The following is an 18,272-nucleotide window of genomic DNA, read 5'->3' as shown; positions in this document are numbered from 1 at the left end:
ACCGAGAATAAATAGTGTTGGCCCTGCTAGTAATACAAATACCATAAACAAAGCAGCCAAACCCATATTCAGTTCGCTCAAACGGCGCACGCCACCATCTAAACCCGATACTACCGAAGCAGTAGCCAAACCAGTAATAATAGCAATTAAGCCAACCTGAATCGGTATAGTATCTGCTATGCCGAATAAAAAATTCAGTCCCGCATTAACCTGCTGTACCCCTAAACCCAAAGAAGTTGCTAACCCAAATAAAGTTGATGCTACTGCCAAAATATCAACTACATTACCCCACCAACCATAAATGCGATCGCCCAATAGGGGATAAAATACAGAACGAATGGTTAAAGGTAATCCCCGATTGTAGGCAAAAAAGCCCAAAGCTAAGCCAACTAAAGCATATACTCCCCAAGCATGGAATCCCCAGTGAAAAAAGGTAAAGCCTAATGCTTCCTGGGCTGCTGCGCCTGTGTCTGGCTGCACGCCACCAATTGGGGGAGTTTGAAAGTGATATATTGGTTCGGCAACGCTCCAGAACATTAGCCCAATACCCATTCCTGCGCTGATTAGCATGGCAATCCAGGCAAAGGCGGGGAACTCTGGACGAGCATCTTGTCCTCCAAGTCTGATTTTACCAAATTTACTGAATGCCAGAATTACGACTACGCCTAAATAAAGACTGACTGCCAAAATCATAAACCAGCCCATTGCATTAGCGATAAATGTTTGTAAATCGCTAAAAGCCTCCTCGGCTGGTTCTTGAAAAATAAGAGTTACCAATACGAAAAGTAAAATTAATCCTGCTGAAACAAAAAAAACTTCTGGGTGAATATCAAATCCCCATTTTTGTAGATTAGTATCCCCAGGAACTCGTCTTGAAGAGTTATTAGGGGAATTTTTTCTAGAACGAGACTCTTTCACCTTCACTATTTCTTCTCCTTAAATATAATGTTAAAAACATCAGAAATAAATAATATAAATTAATAAATATACTGATAATTTATTGATAGAGCATTGCGGTTGTTTAGCTTTGCTTGTTTTAGCAATAACAACTGGTAGTTGAATAAGTTTTTTCCTTAACGCTTAAAAATACTTAACTAAGACATTTTTTTGAATATCAATGATTTTGCAAATTTTATCGAAGCTTTAAGCAGCCAAAAACTTAGCACTCAAGTTGTCATTCAAGAAACTCAAGATACCTTAACATAATCTGTGTGATTAAACGAGTTTAGTTTGACTCTAAATCTTGATATTTCAATCAAATAGCTGTTTTTTTTGATAATCGCAGCTTTACCTTTCTATTACTTCTACGACTTATACAATTTTAAAACTGTAAAAAAGCTAACATTTTTTTAGCAAACATATGGAATATATTAAATTTATTAGACTTGTAATTACAAGTTGAAATAAGACAATTTTACGTTACGTTAGCTAATGTCTTGGGATTGACCAACGGTCACCGCAGGCTCCGTCTTTTTAAGGCGGAGTAACGGTGACTTTTTCTACCCAAGATAACTACTGATACGTTTTGTAATTGGTAAATACAGTTGGTGTGCGGATTTTTTAGAGTGAAACAGCCACCGTTTAAATACACTTATATTTTTTGCTTGTGACGAGGTAAGTCATGATTGAGAAAGTGTTAGCGCGTCCCAGCGATGACCAAAATTCAAATAGTAATAAGTTAGAAAAGAAGATCGCTAGTTTAAATAGTTCTACGGCTGATGCTATTGGTTTACCTGCTGAAGCTTATACTAGTGAGGAGTTTTTAGAAAGAGAACGACGTACTATTTTTACTAATAGTTGGATTTGCGTCGGTATAAGTGCAGACTTGCCAGATATTGGGGATCTATTTCCCGTAGAGGTGGCAGGAATGCCCATTGTGCTAGTGCGCGATCGCCTTGGCAAAATCCGTGCTTTTCATAATATTTGTTCTCACCGAGGTTTGCAATTAGTCGCTGAACCCTGTCAGCAGCAAAAACGAATTCGCTGTCCCTATCATTCTTGGTCATACGATTTAGATGGCGAACTTAAATCGACTCCTCATTTTGGTGGTTACTGGCAAGATATCTATGAAGGATTCGATCATAAGCGTAAAAATTTACAGTCGATCGAGTGCCAACAGTGGCTTGACCTAATTTTTATCAATTTGGCTGGCAATGCACCACCGTTGAGAGATTATTTACAACCAATTATCGACAGATGGTCGGCTTATGATTTGAGTTTGCTGAGATACGGACAAGAGATCGGTTTTGAGTTTAACGCTAACTGGAAACTGGCAGTAGAAAACTTCTCCGAAAGCTACCATTTACCTTGGATTCATCCCCAACTGAATAACTGTTCCCGTATGGAAGATCATTTCAGTTTTGAGGTGGGGGAAAATCATGTCGGTCAAGGTAGTAAACTTTATCGGAGCGGAGAGATCGGCGATCGCACTTTGCCAGTTTTTCCCAATCTACAAAAAACAGGACGAGAAACTGTAGCGGAGTATATTTCTGTCTTTCCCAATCTGATGCTAGGAATTCACCCCGATTATTTTTTAGCCTTGATGGTTAATCCTCTTAGTCCCAGTCGTTCTGTAGAGAGAATGGCATTTTATTTTGTTGGCGATACCGCAACAAATAGTGAATATGAAGCATTACGCCAGATTCCTGTCGATCTGTGGAAAATTACTAATGATGAAGACCTAGAAACCATCGAACGGCTTCAGAAAGGGAGAAACTCCCCTGCTTTTGGTGGTGGTTGCTTTTCTCCTGCCTTAGAAACTACCGTTCATCAATTTCAACGTTTAGTAGCTAAGGCGATCGTAGTTAATAAAAGTGAAAATAACAATGAAAAATAAAGCAAAACTGGTAATTATCGGTGCGGGAATAGTTGGCTGTAGTACCGCTTATCATCTGGCAAAACTCGGCTGGCAAGATATCGTAGTCATCGATCGCGGGCCTCTATTTGCTACTGGCGGTTCTACTTCCCATGCACCAGGTCTGGTTTTTCAAATCAACTACTCTAAAACCATGACCCTACTGGCGAAATACACCGTAGAACTCTATAGCCAGCTACAAACTGCTGAAGGTTCTGCTTTCTATTCAGTGGGTGGTATCGAAGTAGCTTATACCGAAGCCCGTTGGCAAGAATTAAAGCGTAAAGTGGGATGGGCAAAATCCTGGGGAATTGAATATGCTAAGCTCCTTACTCCAGAACAAGCAAAAGAAAAAGTTCCCCTCCTTGATGAAACTGAAATACTTGGTGCTTTCTACGTTCCTACGGACGGTATTGCTAAAGCAGTAATAGCTGCTGAAGCCCTAGCTAACTTCGCCATTGACTCCGATGCAGCTAAGTTCTACGGAGATACTCAGGTACTAGATATTGAAGTCGAACAGGGGCAAGTCAAATCTGTAGTAACTGACAAAGGGAATATTACCACCGACAAAGTTTTAGTCTGTGCTGGCATTTGGGGGCCTCTCATTGGAGAGATGGTAGGAGAAGTAATACCTTTAGTTCCCGCACAACATCAGTATGTCAAAACAACTCCCCTGCCAGAATTAGCAGGAGAAACCCGTGAGGTGGTACATCCTATAATTCGCAACCAAGATAAGTCCACCTATTTTCGTCAGCACGCTGACTGTTATGGCGTTGGCTCTTATGACCACGAACCCTTATTAGTAGATCCGAAAGATATTCTTTCCCACAAAGAAGCACCTATAATGCCTTCGCTAATGCAGTTTACTGAAGAGCATTTCCAAGCAGCATGGCAGTCTACAATCGAACTGCTGCCGAGTTTAGCTGAGACGGAGTTGCCTTACAAAATAAACGGCATGATGTCTTTTACCCCCGATGGATTTCCTGTAATTGGAGAATCTTCTAAAGTTAAAGGCTTTTGGGTTGCCGAAGCAGTTTGGGTAACTCACGGCGGTGGTGTAGGTAAAGTAGTAGCGGAATTACTGACTACAGGGATTCCCAGCCTTGATTTGCACGAATGCGATATTAATCGTTTTCCTCAAGTGACTCAAAGCCGTGAATATATTTGGGAAAGCGCAGCCCAACAATATCGTGATGTTTACGATATCATCCATCCCCAGGCACAACCAAAAACTCAATATCGCCAATTGCGTCTGAGTCCTTTTTATCCACGCTTGCAGGAGTTAGGTGCGGTTTTCTTTACCAGTGCTGGCTGGGAACGTCCTCAATGGTTTGAATCTAATGCTAAGTTGCTGGAAAAATATTCAATTCCCCAGCGTGAAGGTTGGTCAGCACAAAACTGGTCGCCAATTCAGGGAGCAGAACATTTAGCAACTCGTGAAGGAGTTGCACTATATGACTTGACACCATTTACTAAGCTCAAAGTTACAGGAGAAAAAGCCTTAGAATATTTGCAGTATCTTTGTGCCAATAAAATTAATTCTACTGTGGGCAAGGTAACTTATACCTCCATGCTAGATGCGAATGGTGGCATTATGTGCGACCTGACCATAACTTGTTTGGGTAAAGAGCAGTTTTGGGTAATAACTGGCGGTGCAGTGGGCGGTCACGATTTAGCTTGGATGAAGTTGCATTTACCTCAAGACCATTCGGTGAACATTGCTGATGTCTCCTCTAGTTATTGTTGTTTGGGATTATGGGGGCCTTTAGCACCAAAGGTATTATCAGCAGTTACCGATGCGGACGTTTCTCAAGAAGGCTTCTTTACCGCACGTCAAATTTACCTTGGCTCGATTCCTGCTCTGGCTGTGCGCGTATCCTATGTAGGAGAACTAGGCTGGGAAATCTACGTTCCTACCGAATCTGGACTAAAATTATGGGATTTACTATGGAGTGCAGGTCAATCCTACGGCATTATTGCTGCTGGCGGTGGTGCGTTTGAGTCTCTACGCTTAGAGAAAGGTTATCTACTTTGGGGTGCGGATATTCACACTGAATGCGACCCTTATGAAGCTGGTTTAGGTTTTGCTGTTAAGCCCAATAAAGGTGAATTTATTGGTCGAGATGCTCTACTTCAGCGTAAAGAGTATCAAAGTCGCAAACTCTGTTATTTAACCTTAGACGATCCCAAAGTAGTCGTTATGGGTAAAGAGCCAGTCTTATCTGGGGAGAAAATACTGGGTTATGTTACCAGTGCGGATTATGGTTACAGTCTAGGTAGGTGTTTTATCTATGCCTATTTGCCTCTTAGCTACGCTGCACCAGGTACTACTGTAGAAATAGAATACTTTGGCGATCGCTATTTGGCAACAGTGAAAGAGCTTGAAAATTAACCATAGCAGATTTATTTGTCGTTATGTTGCAGCACCTAGTTAGTTTGCTATTTGCTCCTTCCAATCAGGACGACGGAAATCGCTTATATCTTTCTTCTCAAGCTCCTGAAGCTGGTTTTCGGGAATATCGTTATTAGCTCCAAGGAACAGTAGATCGAGATGCTTGAGATCGAGTAATCCACCAACGTCATCAATTTGGTTGTCAGCTAAACCTAACTCCATAAGTTTTGTTAGAGACTTTAAACAGGTGATATCTCGAATGTTAGTGTGCCAAAGGTAGAGAGAGTTTAAGTTCTTGAGGTTGGTAATCGGGTGAAGGCGTTGGAGTGGATTTTCCGAAAGATTAAGTGTTTTGAGACTTGTGAGTAAGGATAGCCAAGATAGCTCCTGTATCTGGTTAGCACTCAAGTTAAGATTTTGTAAATTTGATAAGTTAGCAAGTTGTGAAGCATCTGTAATCTTGTTTCTTGAAAGATTAAGTGTCTGCAATTTCGATAGTCCAAAGTCGGGAAGTTTTGTTATGAAATTGTCACTCAAGTCAAGTGAACGTAATCGTATGAGCTTTGTGAGAGTGGACACTTTCTCAAGAGAATTACTGCTGACATTAAGTTGTGTCAGATAGGGATGTGATTTAAGTGCAGAGAGATCGCTAATATTGTTATGAGAGAGATTTAACCACGTTAGTTTAGACTCATTGGTAAGTGATGAGAGATCGTAGATACGATTATGGCTGACATCTAACGCAGGCAAAGCTACAAGTGCATTAAGTGGTTTGAGTGACTCAATTTGATTGTGATTTAGGAACAAACCTGTAAGTCTGGTCAAAGATCCCAGTGGTGTGAGGTCACGAATTTGGTTGTGACCCAAGTGTAGTTTGCGGAGATTTCTGAGATTTTCGATTCCTGAAAGATCTTTGATTCCATGCCGACACGCATCAAGCTCAATAATTTCATCAAAAGATGCAGCATTAAATTGATTAACAATTTTGGTTAGTTTCTGATCTGCAAAGGTTTGCATGACACACTCAACAAATTTACTTAAGAGTCTAGAATCAATTTATATTATCGATCTGATTTATGGCGATTTTTATTCTTAATTATGGCAAAGCTCCCCAAAAAAGCGAAAAAACCACTGCATTTAATCATTTCGGAAAAACTTAGAACTGAAATTGAAACTGGAGTTTATTCCCCAGGAGCACTTTTACCAAGCGAGTTTGATTTGGGCGCATTATTTGGAGTCAGTAGAACTACAGTAAGAAAAGTAATCGCTAATTTAATCAATCAAGGGCTAGTCTATACTCAACAGGGTAAAGGTGTCTTTGTCAAACAACAGCAAAAAATTAGCTTTTCCCTATCGAATCCTCTTACTTTTCTTGACGAAGAACTATCCCGACAAGGACTGACAGGAGAAATTCGCAATCTCAGTTTTCAACTTGTCAAAGCTTCTCCAGAAGTTTGTACTCAATTAAAATTATCTCAACCCAAAATTGAAGTTTATCAACAACAAAAAATTATTTTAGCCGAGCAATTACCAATCGCTCTAGAAATCGCTTATTTTCCTCTAGATATTGGTGAAAATTTAGGAGAACTTTTACAAAAAGGATTTACCTATGCCACTCTACAAGAATCTGGCTATCATCTAGTATCTACAGATATAGTTATTGAAAGTGCCCATGCTACATCTGAAGTCGCTGAATATTTGCAGGGTTCTCTTGGAACTCCTATTTTAATTTATCGTTATGTAACATACGACCATCACGAGCGACCTTTAGTTTGTGGAGAAACCCTATCTTTGGCAGATCGAACTTATTACTCAGTATCCTTAAAAAGTAGGGGATTGCATAATAGTATAGATGACTAGCAAAAATTGGTAGAGAGCAATATTTGATTATTGGAGTAACAACTTCTCTTTATATTTAGCTGTTCCTCAAGTTATTTATGATACTTTCTTTCAAGCACTTTCTAGTACAATCGGTTATCAAGAAACATAAAATAAGACTAGATAAGCTAGCAATTAACCATCAACAATTAACCACTAGCCATAAGCTACTAACCACTAACCATCTCGATCCCGCTTGACGAGCGCGGGGATGGGGGGACTTCAACAAACCACAGTTAACTGTGAGAGACAAAACATAAAACCAGAAAAGTCCCCCCTATCCACCCCTGCCGAGGTAACTGAGGCAAAGGAACGCCCTAAAGGACTCGCTCCCCTAAAGGATAAAGGACTCGCTCCGCATCGCGCGACCGAAGGAAGTCCTTTAGGGCATCGCGCGTCGCGCGAGTGTTGACGGGACTAACAAAACCCTATTTCCTAATCAACTCTACTGCATCACGACCATCAAAATCTTGTAGATACACTTGAACCTGTTCTTCTTGGGCTGTGGGTAATTCTTTACCAATAAAATCAGGATGAATAGGTAACTCTCTATGTCCTCTGTCCACTAAAACCAATAATCTAATCGTGGCTGGTCTACCATAGTCTGATACTGCATTTAAAGCAGCGCGAATAGTACGACCTTTGTAAATCACATCATCAACTAAGATAACTTTTTTCCCCGTCAAATCCAAAGGAATTTTGGTCTTAGCGGGAGTGCGAGTCGCAACCCGATCTAAATCATCACGATAAAAAGTAACATCGATCGCGCCTACTGGTATGTTAGTCTGTTCTAGCATCTCAATCTGTTGGGCTAATTGATGGGCTAAAGGAACACCTCTTGTATAAATACCCAGTAAGATAATTTGTGATAAATCGCCTGTTTTTTCAATAATTTGGGAAGCGAGACGAGTTAAGGTACGGCGAATCTCATCAGCAGACAGAATTTCAACTACTTGCTCGGACATGAAAATCTAGTTACAGAGTGATTGTGGTGTTGTTATCAATTAAAGTAGGCTTTCCTTGCTCATCTACAGCACTAAAGCTTTGAAAGTACTTTCTGATGGGAGTAGGAAATTGGGGAAAGTCAATCATAGCATCTCCCGATGCTACATCTGACCAAAAGTAACGTAATTGGGGTGCGTATTTTTGGGCTTCTTGGGGGGACAAGCTTAAAGGAGGAAGAGTTAGTAATTTAAGCATAAAATGCTCTGAGCGATCGCCCATCCAGTCACGAGAAGTTTTTGCTAAGTTTGACCAACCAGCTACAGATTTGATTTTAAAAGATTCTAAGCTAACTTTTATCTGGTGATTATTATGGTGAATTTCTACTATACGATAAGGATGGGGATAACTGACTAAAGAGCCAGTACAAATCTCATAAATATTGTGCCATTTAGATATGTCTTGGACATGGAGGTGTCCTGTAAAAATCAGCTTAACTTGATACTTTTTCAGTAATTCCAATAAAATATTGGCATTATCAAGCATATATCTATTACCTAAAGAATGATGAGTTTGCCCAGGAAAGTGTTCAATGATATTATGATGAATTGTAACTAAAATTAATTTGTTTTTTTGCTTATTTAACGTTTCTTCTAACCAAGATATTTGTGCTTTATCTAAGTACCCTATTTGCTTATTTTCAGCGTTGAAGTTATTAGAATTTAGAGCAATTAATTGTACTCCTGGTAAAATTTCTTGAGTATAATATAGCTGGTAATTATTTTGGTAGCCAAACTTTTGATAATAATGAGGAAAATCTTGAAAAGCTATTGTTGTTTTTGTAGCATTAATAATAGGTACATCATGATTTCCTGGTATAACATAAACGAGAAAAGGTAGTTTTTCTAAACGGTTTGCTAGCCACTGATGATTGACAACTTCCCCATCTTGAGTTAAATCTCCTGGTAATAATAAAAAATCTAAATCCAGAGAGCTTAAATGTTCCAACGCAACTTCTAATGCAGGTATACTAACTTCTACTAAATGAAAACGACTGGGATTATCTTGAATTGTTTCGGGTAAAGCAATATGCAAATCACTGATAATACCAAAGCGAAAATTAGAAACCATAAAACTAAATTGTGCCTAACTTATAATATTTAAAACTCGATCGTAAAGCGTAATTTACGTTGTGGCAAAGGAGCTTCTCTAGATTTGTTTGATTATCTTCTAGTTTAAAATATTTATATAGCCATAAAAGTAATAGATTTGTATTAATCAATATTTAGAACGCCCAAAATTTTTAATCCAGACTGCTAACCCCTAACGATTAATTACTTCAACAGTTTCACTAAAAGAGGTACACTTTGCCTAAAATTCGTATTCGTCAACACGTTAATCCCTTACGCCTTAAATTTCAGCAAGCAATCGCGCTTCCAGAATGGAATCAAGTGTATGCTAACCCCAATTTACCATTACATCTCGATATTGGTTGTGCTAGAGGAAAATTTTTACTAGAAATGGCACAAATATATCCTGAAGCTAATTTTTTAGGTATTGAAATTCGTCACCCTTTAGCAATAGAAGCAAATCGTGAAAAAAAAACATTGGACTTAACTAATCTCCACTATCTTTTTGGGAATATTAATTATTCTGCTACTGAGATTTTAACTTCTTTTCCTGCTAATACTTTGCAATATATTACAGTACAATTTCCCGATCCTTGGTTTAAAAGAAAGCATAACAAACGACGAGTTATACAACCAGAGTTAGTTAATATCTTGGTTGATTATTTAGTAGATGGTGGAGCAGTATTTTTACAATCAGATATTGAAGAAGTAGCTATTGAAATGGCTCATAGATTTTCTCAACATCCTTTATTAGTGCAACAACATTCAGAAACTTGGTTAGCAGAGAATCCTCTACCCGTACCTACAGAAAGAGAATTATATGTATTGGAAGATAATTTGCCTATCTATCGAGTTTTACTGAAAAAAGTGATTAATGCTGTCTAAGTAAAAAAAAGCTCAGAAATTTTCTATTTCTTCCATATCAACCATTATTCCCAACCGTTCAATTGAATAATTTACGATCGTGTCGCACAATGTTCTTGAATTAATTCTTGTTCATCAAAAGAAGCAGATTGCTCCAAACCCATAGGAATTAATTTAACGGCACAGGCTTTTAATTCTGGCTCTAGGGAAATTGGACAAGCTTCAGGGTGAGTTAAAACGTTAGCTTCGGTGTTTTCACCCCACAATGCACCCCAGTGCATTGGAATAAATACCGTACCAGTAGCGATCGCTTTTGTTATTTTAGCAGGAAAACGACCCAAACCACGACGAGATTGAATTTCGATCATTTGTTCTTCTTCAATACCTAATCTTTGAGCGTCTTTGGGATGAATCTCCATAAAAGGCTTTGGCTGACGCTTCATAATTTTGGGAATTCGTCCAGTTCTGGTCATGGTGTGCCAATGTTCGTAAAGACGACCAATAGTAAGCACAAAGGGATATTCATTATCAATGGGTTCGGCTAATCCTTTACTGTGGAAAGCTGCAAACTTGGCTCGTCCATCGGCAGTGTTAAATGTGCCATTGGTGTATAGTCTTTTTGCTTTTGGAGGCTCTGTCTTATTGTTTCCTAATAAAGAGGAAAATAGTCCCGATTCTTTTTTATTTTGGGATATATTACCTCCAGTTGGACATTGCAGGGCGAAACTATTAATATCTGTTACTTCTTCTAAAGGACAAGGCCATTGAATTGCACCCTGTTGGCGCAGTCTGCCATGAGTTAAACCACTCATATCGCAGGGACGACTTTTAGTTAGCTGTACGAATTCTTGATAAACGGCTGCGGAGCTAGCAAACGCAAATTCTTTAGTAAAACCTAAACGACGACCTACTTCTGCAAAAATTTCCCAGTCTGGTTTTGCTTGTCCTGGAGGTTGGCGGAATTGAGAGCAAAGGGTAACTACTCGTTCAGAATTGGTCATAATGCCTGTTTTTTCGCCCCATTGAGCTGCGGGTAGCAGTAGATGGGCATAAGCAGCCGTTTCTGTGGGGTAATAGGCATCCTGATAGATTGTAAAGGGAGATTTTAGTAAGGCTTTTTTGGTTCTGACCAAATCTGGCATACTCACCGCAGGATTAGTAGCTGCAATCCATAGTAAGCCCACATCACCAGTTTCTAAACCTGTAATCATAGACCAAGCATCTCTACCAGGTATGGGAGAAATACTATCAGAAGGAAGTTTCCACAGTTGCTCTACCTCGGCTCTATGGCTCGGATTTTTCACTACCCGATAACCAGGAAGGATATGAGCTAAGCCACCTGCTTCTCTCCCTCCCATTGCGTTAGGTTGTCCTGTAAGGGAAAAAGGTCCTGCTCCTGGTTTGCCGATATTACCAGTCATTAAATGCAGATTGATAATTGTTCTTACCTTAGCTGTCCCCTCAGAGGATTGATTAACTCCCATCGACCACATAGAAAGCACGTTCTCTGATTCTGCCCAGTAACGAGCAGCTTGTTCTAGATGATTGAGATCAATACCACAACGACCAGCTACTATTTCAGGGGGATAATGTTGAATGATTTCTGCATACTTGGTAAAATCTGCGGTACATTCATCGATGTAGAGGGGGTCTAGTTCTCCCCATTTCATTAATAAGTGAGCAATGCCATTGAGCAAGTCAATATCTGTACCAGGCTTAATCGCTAAATGTAAGTCTGCTGCTTCTGCCGTTTGAGTTTTACGGGGGTCAACCACAATCATTTTGACGCTGCGGTTTTTCTTGTGGTGCATCCGCAAACGGTTAAAGACAATGGGATGACATTCTGCGGTATTTGTCCCAATTAGAAAGGCGCAGTCGGTTTCTTCTAGGTCATCATAACAAGCAGGAGGGCCATCAGAACCAAAACTTTGAATATAACCTGCTACGGCTGAAGACATACAAAGGCGGGAATTAGCATCAAAATTATTTGTCCCGAGACAACCCTTGAGTAATTTTTGCGCTATGTAATAATCTTCGGTTTGAAACTGACCAGAGCCATACATACATATTCCATCTACACCCTGAGTCGCTTTAACTTCCTCGATACGATGAACAATAGTCTCTAGGGCTTCATCCCAACTGACACGGCGAAACTCCTGGTTTAAAGAATCCCGCATCATGGGATATTTAAGACGGTCTTTGTTCAAAGATTCAGCGACAGTACCCCCCTTTATACATACTTTACCTTTACTAGAGGGATGATCGCGATCGCCTCTAACTTGCCACATCGGGTTTCCTTCACTATCCCTACTGGTGGCTTTTCCAGTTTGAGCTGGTGGCATTACTTCTAAACCACAACCAACACCACAATAAGGACATAGGGTTTTTATAGGTTCGCTCACTCCACTTTTCTCCGCTCTATTATTTATTGGTAAAGTTTGACTTGTATGTTCGGGCTTTAATTGAGTTTTTTATTAGGTACTTAAATTTAAGTGGCGTTGCCTTATGGTGGTACGATTAAGCAAAATTTTACTTTTTCATTAATATTCAAGAGGCTTAAAGCTTAGAGCTTAGAGCTTTAAGCTACGAACAGTATTACTATCGGTTTCATACCCGTCTTGAACGAGTTGCTCATTGAGGGAAACCCCCAAGACCGCACTCGTTCGCTAAATCAGCAACGCCATTTAAGTTAATCTTAAATTAGCTAAACAAGTTATTCTGTATTCGATATATAGTGTTTTCTTTATTTAAGCGATCGATTGATGATATTAAAAAGAAAAATATTGGAGCAATCTCTGTTAAAAAATTACCCCAATATTTTTAGCTAAAGATTTAGATATTAGCTTCAGTAGAGACGCTACTAGCTGCCGACTCTGCCTCACCTTCATGGTGTTCGGCAAAAGAGCCTTTGGGTTCTTCTAAGATGAAGAAACACAACATGGCTACAATGATAGCTGCAATCCCTAAAACTTGGAAGAAACGAATATTTCCTGCATCTCCATCGGGTAACAAACTGTATAGAGTGAGGTAAGCTACTGCACCAACATTACCGTAAGCACCAACATTTCCCGCAACCTGACCAGTAACGCGACGCTTAATCAAAGGTACAATTGCGAAGGTAGAGCCTTCTCCTGCTTGAACAAAGAAAGAACAAGCCATAGTCATAACTAATGCTAGTACGATTAAAGCTCCGCTTGCGCCCACTTCCGCGTCATACCCTAAAGAATCACGTACTGCGGGAATGCTACTCATTACCAAATAACCCAGACCCATACAGAGGGTTAAGACAGCCATAGTTATTCTACGACTTCCCAACTTATCAGAAATCAAACCACCACCAGGACGAGCTACTAAGTTCATAAACGCATAACTAGCAGCCAACATCCCTGCTAAAGCTTTGGTCAAACCAAAAGTGCCTTCAAAAAACGCTGGTAACATAGAAACCACTGCTAACTCAGAGCCAAAGTTTACGATGTAAGTTAGTTCTAAGATTGCTACTTGTTTGAACTTGTAACGGTCTTCAGCAGGATAGCGTTTTTTACTAGACATTAAGTCTTTGTTAACTGCCCAACAATTGTAGGCTTGGAACAAATATAAAGCTGCCAAACAAACTAAGACAATTGGATAAGACGCATCAGTTAAAAATCCGACTCCTTTTAATCGCCAAGCTAAAAGCATCAAAATAGCTGTTAAAGGAAGATTCATCGCCATTAAAAACCAAAAATCGCCTTTAGTAGTTACTTCTAAACCCCTGGCACTCTTGGGACGACGGTAAACTTTACCTGGGGGAGTATCTTGAACATTAAAGTAGTAAATTACGCCATAAACAGCAGCAATAACTCCTGTAGTAGCAATTGCAACTCGCCAGTTCAGAGGTTCACCAGTAGAGAGAGTAAACGCTCCAGGAAAAAAGCTTAAAACACCTGCTAGTCCTACCATTGTAAAAGCAGAGAATGCAGAACCAAAGTTACCCCAACCACCATAGATACCTTCAGCTAAACCAATCTCTTTGGGGGGAAACCACTCTGCTACCATGCGGATACCAATAACAAAACCTGCACCGACAATACTGAGTAGTAAGCGAGAGATAATTAATTGAGTTAAGTTTTGCGCGCAGGCAAACATGATACAGGGAATAGCTGCATAAATTAACAGACAAGAATAAGTTAATCGAGGACCATACCTGTCTAAAAGCATCCCAATAATGATGCGAGCGGGAACGGTGAGTGCGACGTTACAAATAGCGACAGTTTTAATTTGTCCTGGTTCTAAGCCAAAAGCTTCTGTCACTGTGGTAGCTAAGGGTGCTAAATTAAACCATACGACAAAGGATAAAAAGAACGCAAACCAGGTCATGTGAAGAATTTTATATCTTCCCCTAAATTGCCACATTTCTCCAAGCATTGTTACCTTCCTTCAGATTTTCTATATTGACGAGCGACCCTGCGGATGTTTAAGGATACGCATTTTGAGGAAACCTCAATAGCGCGGTTAAATTTGCTTTATGACCGAAAGCATCCCCGCACTCAAAATCGCGAGATGTCCATCATCCGCAATAGGAACGTGCGAGTTTAACGACAACTAAATTTTTGACCTATCTAATGTCATGTTTGGGAAAAAATATAAGAACTAAGATCTTTGCCAGCATTCAGTAAACTTATTTTTTATCAGCTAAATTTAGTCAGAGATTACTCCGCCGTAAAACGAACGGGGCTTATAAACTCACAGAATGCGATTCAAGAGACAGCCCCTCCGAAGCCTGCTCTGACCGTTGGTCAATTTGACTACTCTTTAACTTGTAAAACTGTAGTAAAAAATCAAAAAACCCATAAGATATTGAATTCAGTATGATATTTGTTTACTGAGCTTTCAGAGTCACACTAATTCCAAGTTCATTTCGTATATCTTGCTACAAATAAATAGATGAATGCGGGTTTTTATGTCTTTATTGCATTATTAAAATGTCTTTTTTGCATTTTGCCCTCAATTATCGCCAACAAATTCTTAAATGCATTTTTAGAATGATAAATATGCATTATTTGCAAACAAAAAATTATCTCTATTGGTCATTACCCTATACTTTTGACGAGAGGCAATAATTTGGTTTCCTCCTCTCTCTTGGTCAGCCTCCCCTCTTAGAAAATTGCCAATATTGAATAAATTTGCCCTGTCTCAGCATTAGCAACACTTAATCTACTTATTACCCTATTCATAGAAAGTTAAACTTATGACTACTGTAACTAACCCCAACATTAAGCTTAATAAAGTGGAAAAATTAAAAGCTAAAAAAGACGGATTGGATGTCAAAAAGGAGCTAGAAAATTTTGCCAAAATTGGTTGGGAAGCAGTTGAAAAAGATGACTTAGAAACTCGTCTCAAGTGGTTGGGTATTTTTTACCGACCAGTAACCCCTGGAAAATTTATGCTGCGCTTGCGGATTCCCAACGGGTTTCTTAATAGCGAAAAAATGCGAGTTTTAGCTAATATAATTCAACGTTATGGAGAAGACGGTACAGCAGATATTACTACTCGTCAAAATATTCAACTGCGGGGTATTCGCTTAGAAGATATTCCCGAAATTTTTAGTCAGCTAAAAGCTGTAGGCTTAACTTCCATGCAGTCAGGTATGGATAATGTGCGTAACCTAACTGGTTCTCCTGTGGCTGGTATCGACCCTGATGAGTTGATCGATACAAGAGAGATGTTACAGAAAGTACAAGACATGATTACTAACAATGGAGAAGGTAATTATGCTTTTACTAACTTACCCCGTAAATTCAACATTGCGATCGAAGGAGCAAGAGATAACTCTATTCACGCAGAACTTAACGATCTCGCTTTTATCCCAGCTTACAAAGATGGTGTTTTAGGTTTTAATGTGATAGTTGGGGGTTATTTGTCGGCTCAACGCTGTGCTGAATCAATTCCGATGGGTGTTTGGGTTCGAGCCAATGACGAGGATGTAGTAGGTTTATCCCACGCTATTTTAACTGTTTACACTGCAAATGGCGCACAAGAAGGTTTAAGAGCCAGTCGTGGTAAAGCCAGAATGATGTGGCTAGTTGAAAAATGGGGTATGGAAAAATTCCGCGCTGAAATTGAAAAAGAATTTGGCAAACCTCTAGCGGATGCTGCACCAGAAGATGAAATTACTCAGGATAAAAAAGACCACCTAGGAGTACATCCTCAAAAGCAATCAGGCTATAGCTATGTAGGGTTACACGTTCCTATGGGTTGTCTGGATGCAGATAAAATGTTTGAGTTGGCTAGATTAGCAGAAGTTTACGGTAATGGAGAAATTCGTCTTACTGTAGAACAAAATGTCATTATTCCCTACATTGAAAACGAGAATGTAGATACTTTCCTCTCTGAACCTTTGTTACAGCAATTTTCTATTGCCCCCAGTACTCTTACTCGTTCGGTAATTTCTTGTACTGGTGCGCGTTATTGTAACTTTGCCATTATTGAAACCAAACAGCGAGCTTTAAAACTAGCTCAAGAATTAGATCGAGAATTAGATATTCCCAATCGAGTACGTATCCATTGGACAGGATGTCCTAATTCTTGCGGACAGCCTCAAGCAGGTGATATCGGCTTAATGGGAACTAAGGTTCGTAAAGATGGTCAAGCAGTGGAGGGTGCAAAAATTTTTACAGGAGGACAGGTAGGTAAAGAGGCTAAATTAGGCACACTCACAAATAAAGGGGTAGCTTGTGACGATCTCAAACCCGTAGTCCGTAATATATTAATGGAAAAATTTGGTGCAACTTTTAAAGAAGGTGTTGCTCCCAAAGAATCCCCAACTGCAACTTCTGATGTTGCCACAGCAAAGATTCAAGAATCGGCAACAGATAGCCCTGCTACTACTGCTAAAATCTTTTTTGCTAATTCTTGGAAAGAAGCAACCTGTTCTCCTCAAGAATATATCTTAGATGGAGCAGACAAAGCAGGAGTAGAAATTGAAAGTAGTTGTCGTGCTGGAACTTGTGGTACTTGTACGGCAAAAGTTCTTAAAGGAGAAGTAACCTACGAAGAAGACTACGATGCTGTGGGTGGTTTAGAACCTGGATATGTTTTGACTTGTTGTGCTAAACCTGTAAGCTCAGTGGTAATTGATGCCTAAGTATTTCAAGATAAAAAAATAACCCATAAGTATTATGAGTAGGGTGGCAATCTTCACCTTACAATGCTTATGGATACTCAATTGTGGCTTTGACGCTCCGCCGTCCTAGAAGGACGGGGATTCCTGGTTCAGCGACTCGTCGTAACCCGACAGGATTGCTCCAACCGAGCTAGAGGACAAATCTCCCCAGGCGTTAGTTAGGGTGCGCCCCACCCTACTTAATCCCAACTGCAAAATATTAATTGCAGCATTAGTATCGCGGTCGGCAGTATAGCCACAGCTACAGACATGAGTGCGAGTCGATAAAGTCTTTTTTACTTTATTGCCACAACTGGAACATTTAACCGAAGTGTAGTGAGGCGGTACAGCAATTACTACTTTGCCGTATTTATCACCGAAATATTCTAGCCAATGTCTGAACTTAGACCACGCGACATCGCTTATCGACTTGGCAAGATGATGATTTTTAACTAACCCAAAAACATTTAAATCTTCACAGACAATCAAATCGTTAGATTGAATTAAGCGGAGTGCTACTCTCTTAGCAAACTCTTCTCGCTGTCTGCTTACTTTTAAATGCTTGAGGGCATATCTTTGTCTTGCTCTACGATAATTTTGAGATGATGGTTTTCCTTTGCGGAACTTTTGAGATTTTTGCCGATTGGCTCGGTTTAGTTGACGCTCCGCCGAGCGATAGAATCGAGGATTGGCGATAATCTCACCGCGACTGTCGGCATAGAAATATTTCAAGCCAACATCAATTCCCACAGCTTTTTGTGAAGGAATAATAGGCTCTATTGTATCTCTAGGATCGAGCTTAGGAGTCGTCCAGAATTAACTTCGGATTTTTGGTAAAATGTTGAGCTAGACTTACAGCAAGAGAGAAAAAGTTGCCAACCAGAAGAATCCACCAGTTCTCTTTCCGCACGTCAAAATGTAATATGTAAAGATTATGTTTTTGCCCCCCAAGGCGATCGCGATCGGGCATCGCTGTGGCACTACGTGATCGCGCCTCTGAATTGCTCTACAAATCAATCAAAATGGGACGCTTTGATTAAATAATGTTAATCAAATAGTTTTCCCAGGGAT

11 protein-coding genes and 1 pseudogene are annotated in these 18,272 nt (G+C 39.8%); 5 read left to right on the top strand and 7 right to left on the bottom strand.

What is annotated here, in order from left to right:
• On the bottom strand, nt 1-924 hold a 924-nt coding region (locus tag H1P_RS19950; RefSeq protein ID WP_222427140.1), incomplete at its 3' end, for a BCCT family transporter.
• A 697-nt stretch (nt 925-1,621) separates the two neighbouring features.
• On the opposite strand from H1P_RS19950, the gene H1P_RS19945 reads away from it, so the two are divergent.
• A complete protein-coding gene (locus tag H1P_RS19945; RefSeq protein ID WP_144870622.1) occupies nt 1,622-2,836 on the top strand; it encodes an aromatic ring-hydroxylating oxygenase subunit alpha in 1,215 nt (404 codons plus the stop codon).
• Nucleotides 2,826-5,246, top strand: coding sequence for a GcvT family protein (locus H1P_RS19940; RefSeq protein WP_144870620.1), 2,421 nt, complete (start codon nt 2,826-2,828; stop codon nt 5,244-5,246). The genes H1P_RS19945 and H1P_RS19940 overlap by 11 nt, the downstream gene beginning before the upstream one ends.
• A gap of 39 nt (nt 5,247-5,285) precedes the next feature.
• On the opposite strand, the gene H1P_RS19935 is transcribed toward H1P_RS19940, so the two are convergent.
• Complete coding sequence (locus H1P_RS19935) at nt 5,286-6,263, bottom strand: leucine-rich repeat domain-containing protein (RefSeq protein ID WP_144870618.1); 978 nt, start codon at nt 6,261-6,263, stop codon at nt 5,286-5,288.
• A gap of 81 nt (nt 6,264-6,344) precedes the next feature.
• On the opposite strand from H1P_RS19935, the gene H1P_RS19930 reads away from it, so the two are divergent.
• Complete coding sequence (locus H1P_RS19930; protein WP_144870616.1) at nt 6,345-7,106, top strand: GntR family transcriptional regulator; 762 nt, start codon at nt 6,345-6,347, stop codon at nt 7,104-7,106.
• A gap of 446 nt (nt 7,107-7,552) precedes the next feature.
• Here H1P_RS19930 and pyrR read toward each other — a convergent pair whose 3' ends face one another.
• Together pyrR and H1P_RS19920 are read right to left on the bottom strand one after the other, a co-directional pair.
• The gene (gene pyrR, locus H1P_RS19925) at nt 7,553-8,089 is read right to left on the bottom strand and encodes a bifunctional pyr operon transcriptional regulator/uracil phosphoribosyltransferase PyrR (protein WP_144870615.1); all 537 of its coding nucleotides are present in this window, start codon (nt 8,087-8,089) and stop codon (nt 7,553-7,555) included.
• Between the two features lie 10 nt (nt 8,090-8,099).
• Entirely contained in the window at nt 8,100-9,197 is a 1,098-nt protein-coding gene (locus H1P_RS19920) for a metallophosphoesterase family protein (RefSeq protein ID WP_144870613.1), read from the bottom strand.
• 236 nt (nt 9,198-9,433) lie between these two features.
• Between H1P_RS19920 and trmB the strand changes: the two genes are divergently transcribed.
• A complete protein-coding gene (gene trmB / locus H1P_RS19915) occupies nt 9,434-10,081 on the top strand; it encodes a tRNA (guanosine(46)-N7)-methyltransferase TrmB (protein ID WP_144870611.1) in 648 nt (215 codons plus the stop codon).
• A 71-nt stretch (nt 10,082-10,152) separates the two neighbouring features.
• On the opposite strand, the gene H1P_RS19910 is transcribed toward trmB, so the two are convergent.
• Together H1P_RS19910 and H1P_RS19905 are read right to left on the bottom strand one after the other, a co-directional pair.
• Nucleotides 10,153-12,462 carry a molybdopterin oxidoreductase family protein gene (locus H1P_RS19910; RefSeq protein WP_144870609.1) on the bottom strand — a complete coding sequence of 770 codons (2,310 nt, stop codon included), beginning with the start codon at nt 12,460-12,462 and terminating at the stop codon, nt 10,153-10,155.
• A gap of 430 nt (nt 12,463-12,892) precedes the next feature.
• Nucleotides 12,893-14,464 (bottom strand): MFS transporter, encoded by a 1,572-nt coding sequence (locus H1P_RS19905; RefSeq protein WP_144870607.1) that lies wholly within the window; start codon nt 14,462-14,464, stop codon nt 12,893-12,895.
• 823 nt (nt 14,465-15,287) lie between these two features.
• On the opposite strand from H1P_RS19905, the gene H1P_RS19900 reads away from it, so the two are divergent.
• Complete coding sequence (locus H1P_RS19900; RefSeq protein ID WP_144870605.1) at nt 15,288-17,183, top strand: ferredoxin--nitrite reductase; 1,896 nt, start codon at nt 15,288-15,290, stop codon at nt 17,181-17,183.
• A gap of 105 nt (nt 17,184-17,288) precedes the next feature.
• On the opposite strand, the pseudogene H1P_RS19895 reads toward H1P_RS19900, so the two are convergent.
• Nucleotides 17,289-18,002, bottom strand: a pseudogene (locus H1P_RS19895) (RNA-guided endonuclease InsQ/TnpB family protein); the annotation flags it as partial.
• Nucleotides 18,003-18,272: the final 270 nt, after the last annotated feature.

The organism is Hyella patelloides LEGE 07179 (assembly GCF_900659865.1).
Lineage (GTDB): Bacteria > Cyanobacteriota > Cyanobacteriia > Cyanobacteriales > Xenococcaceae > Hyella > Hyella patelloides.
The sequence above is the reverse complement of the archived record's forward strand: the minus strand, read 5'-3'. Positions and strand labels throughout refer to the sequence as shown.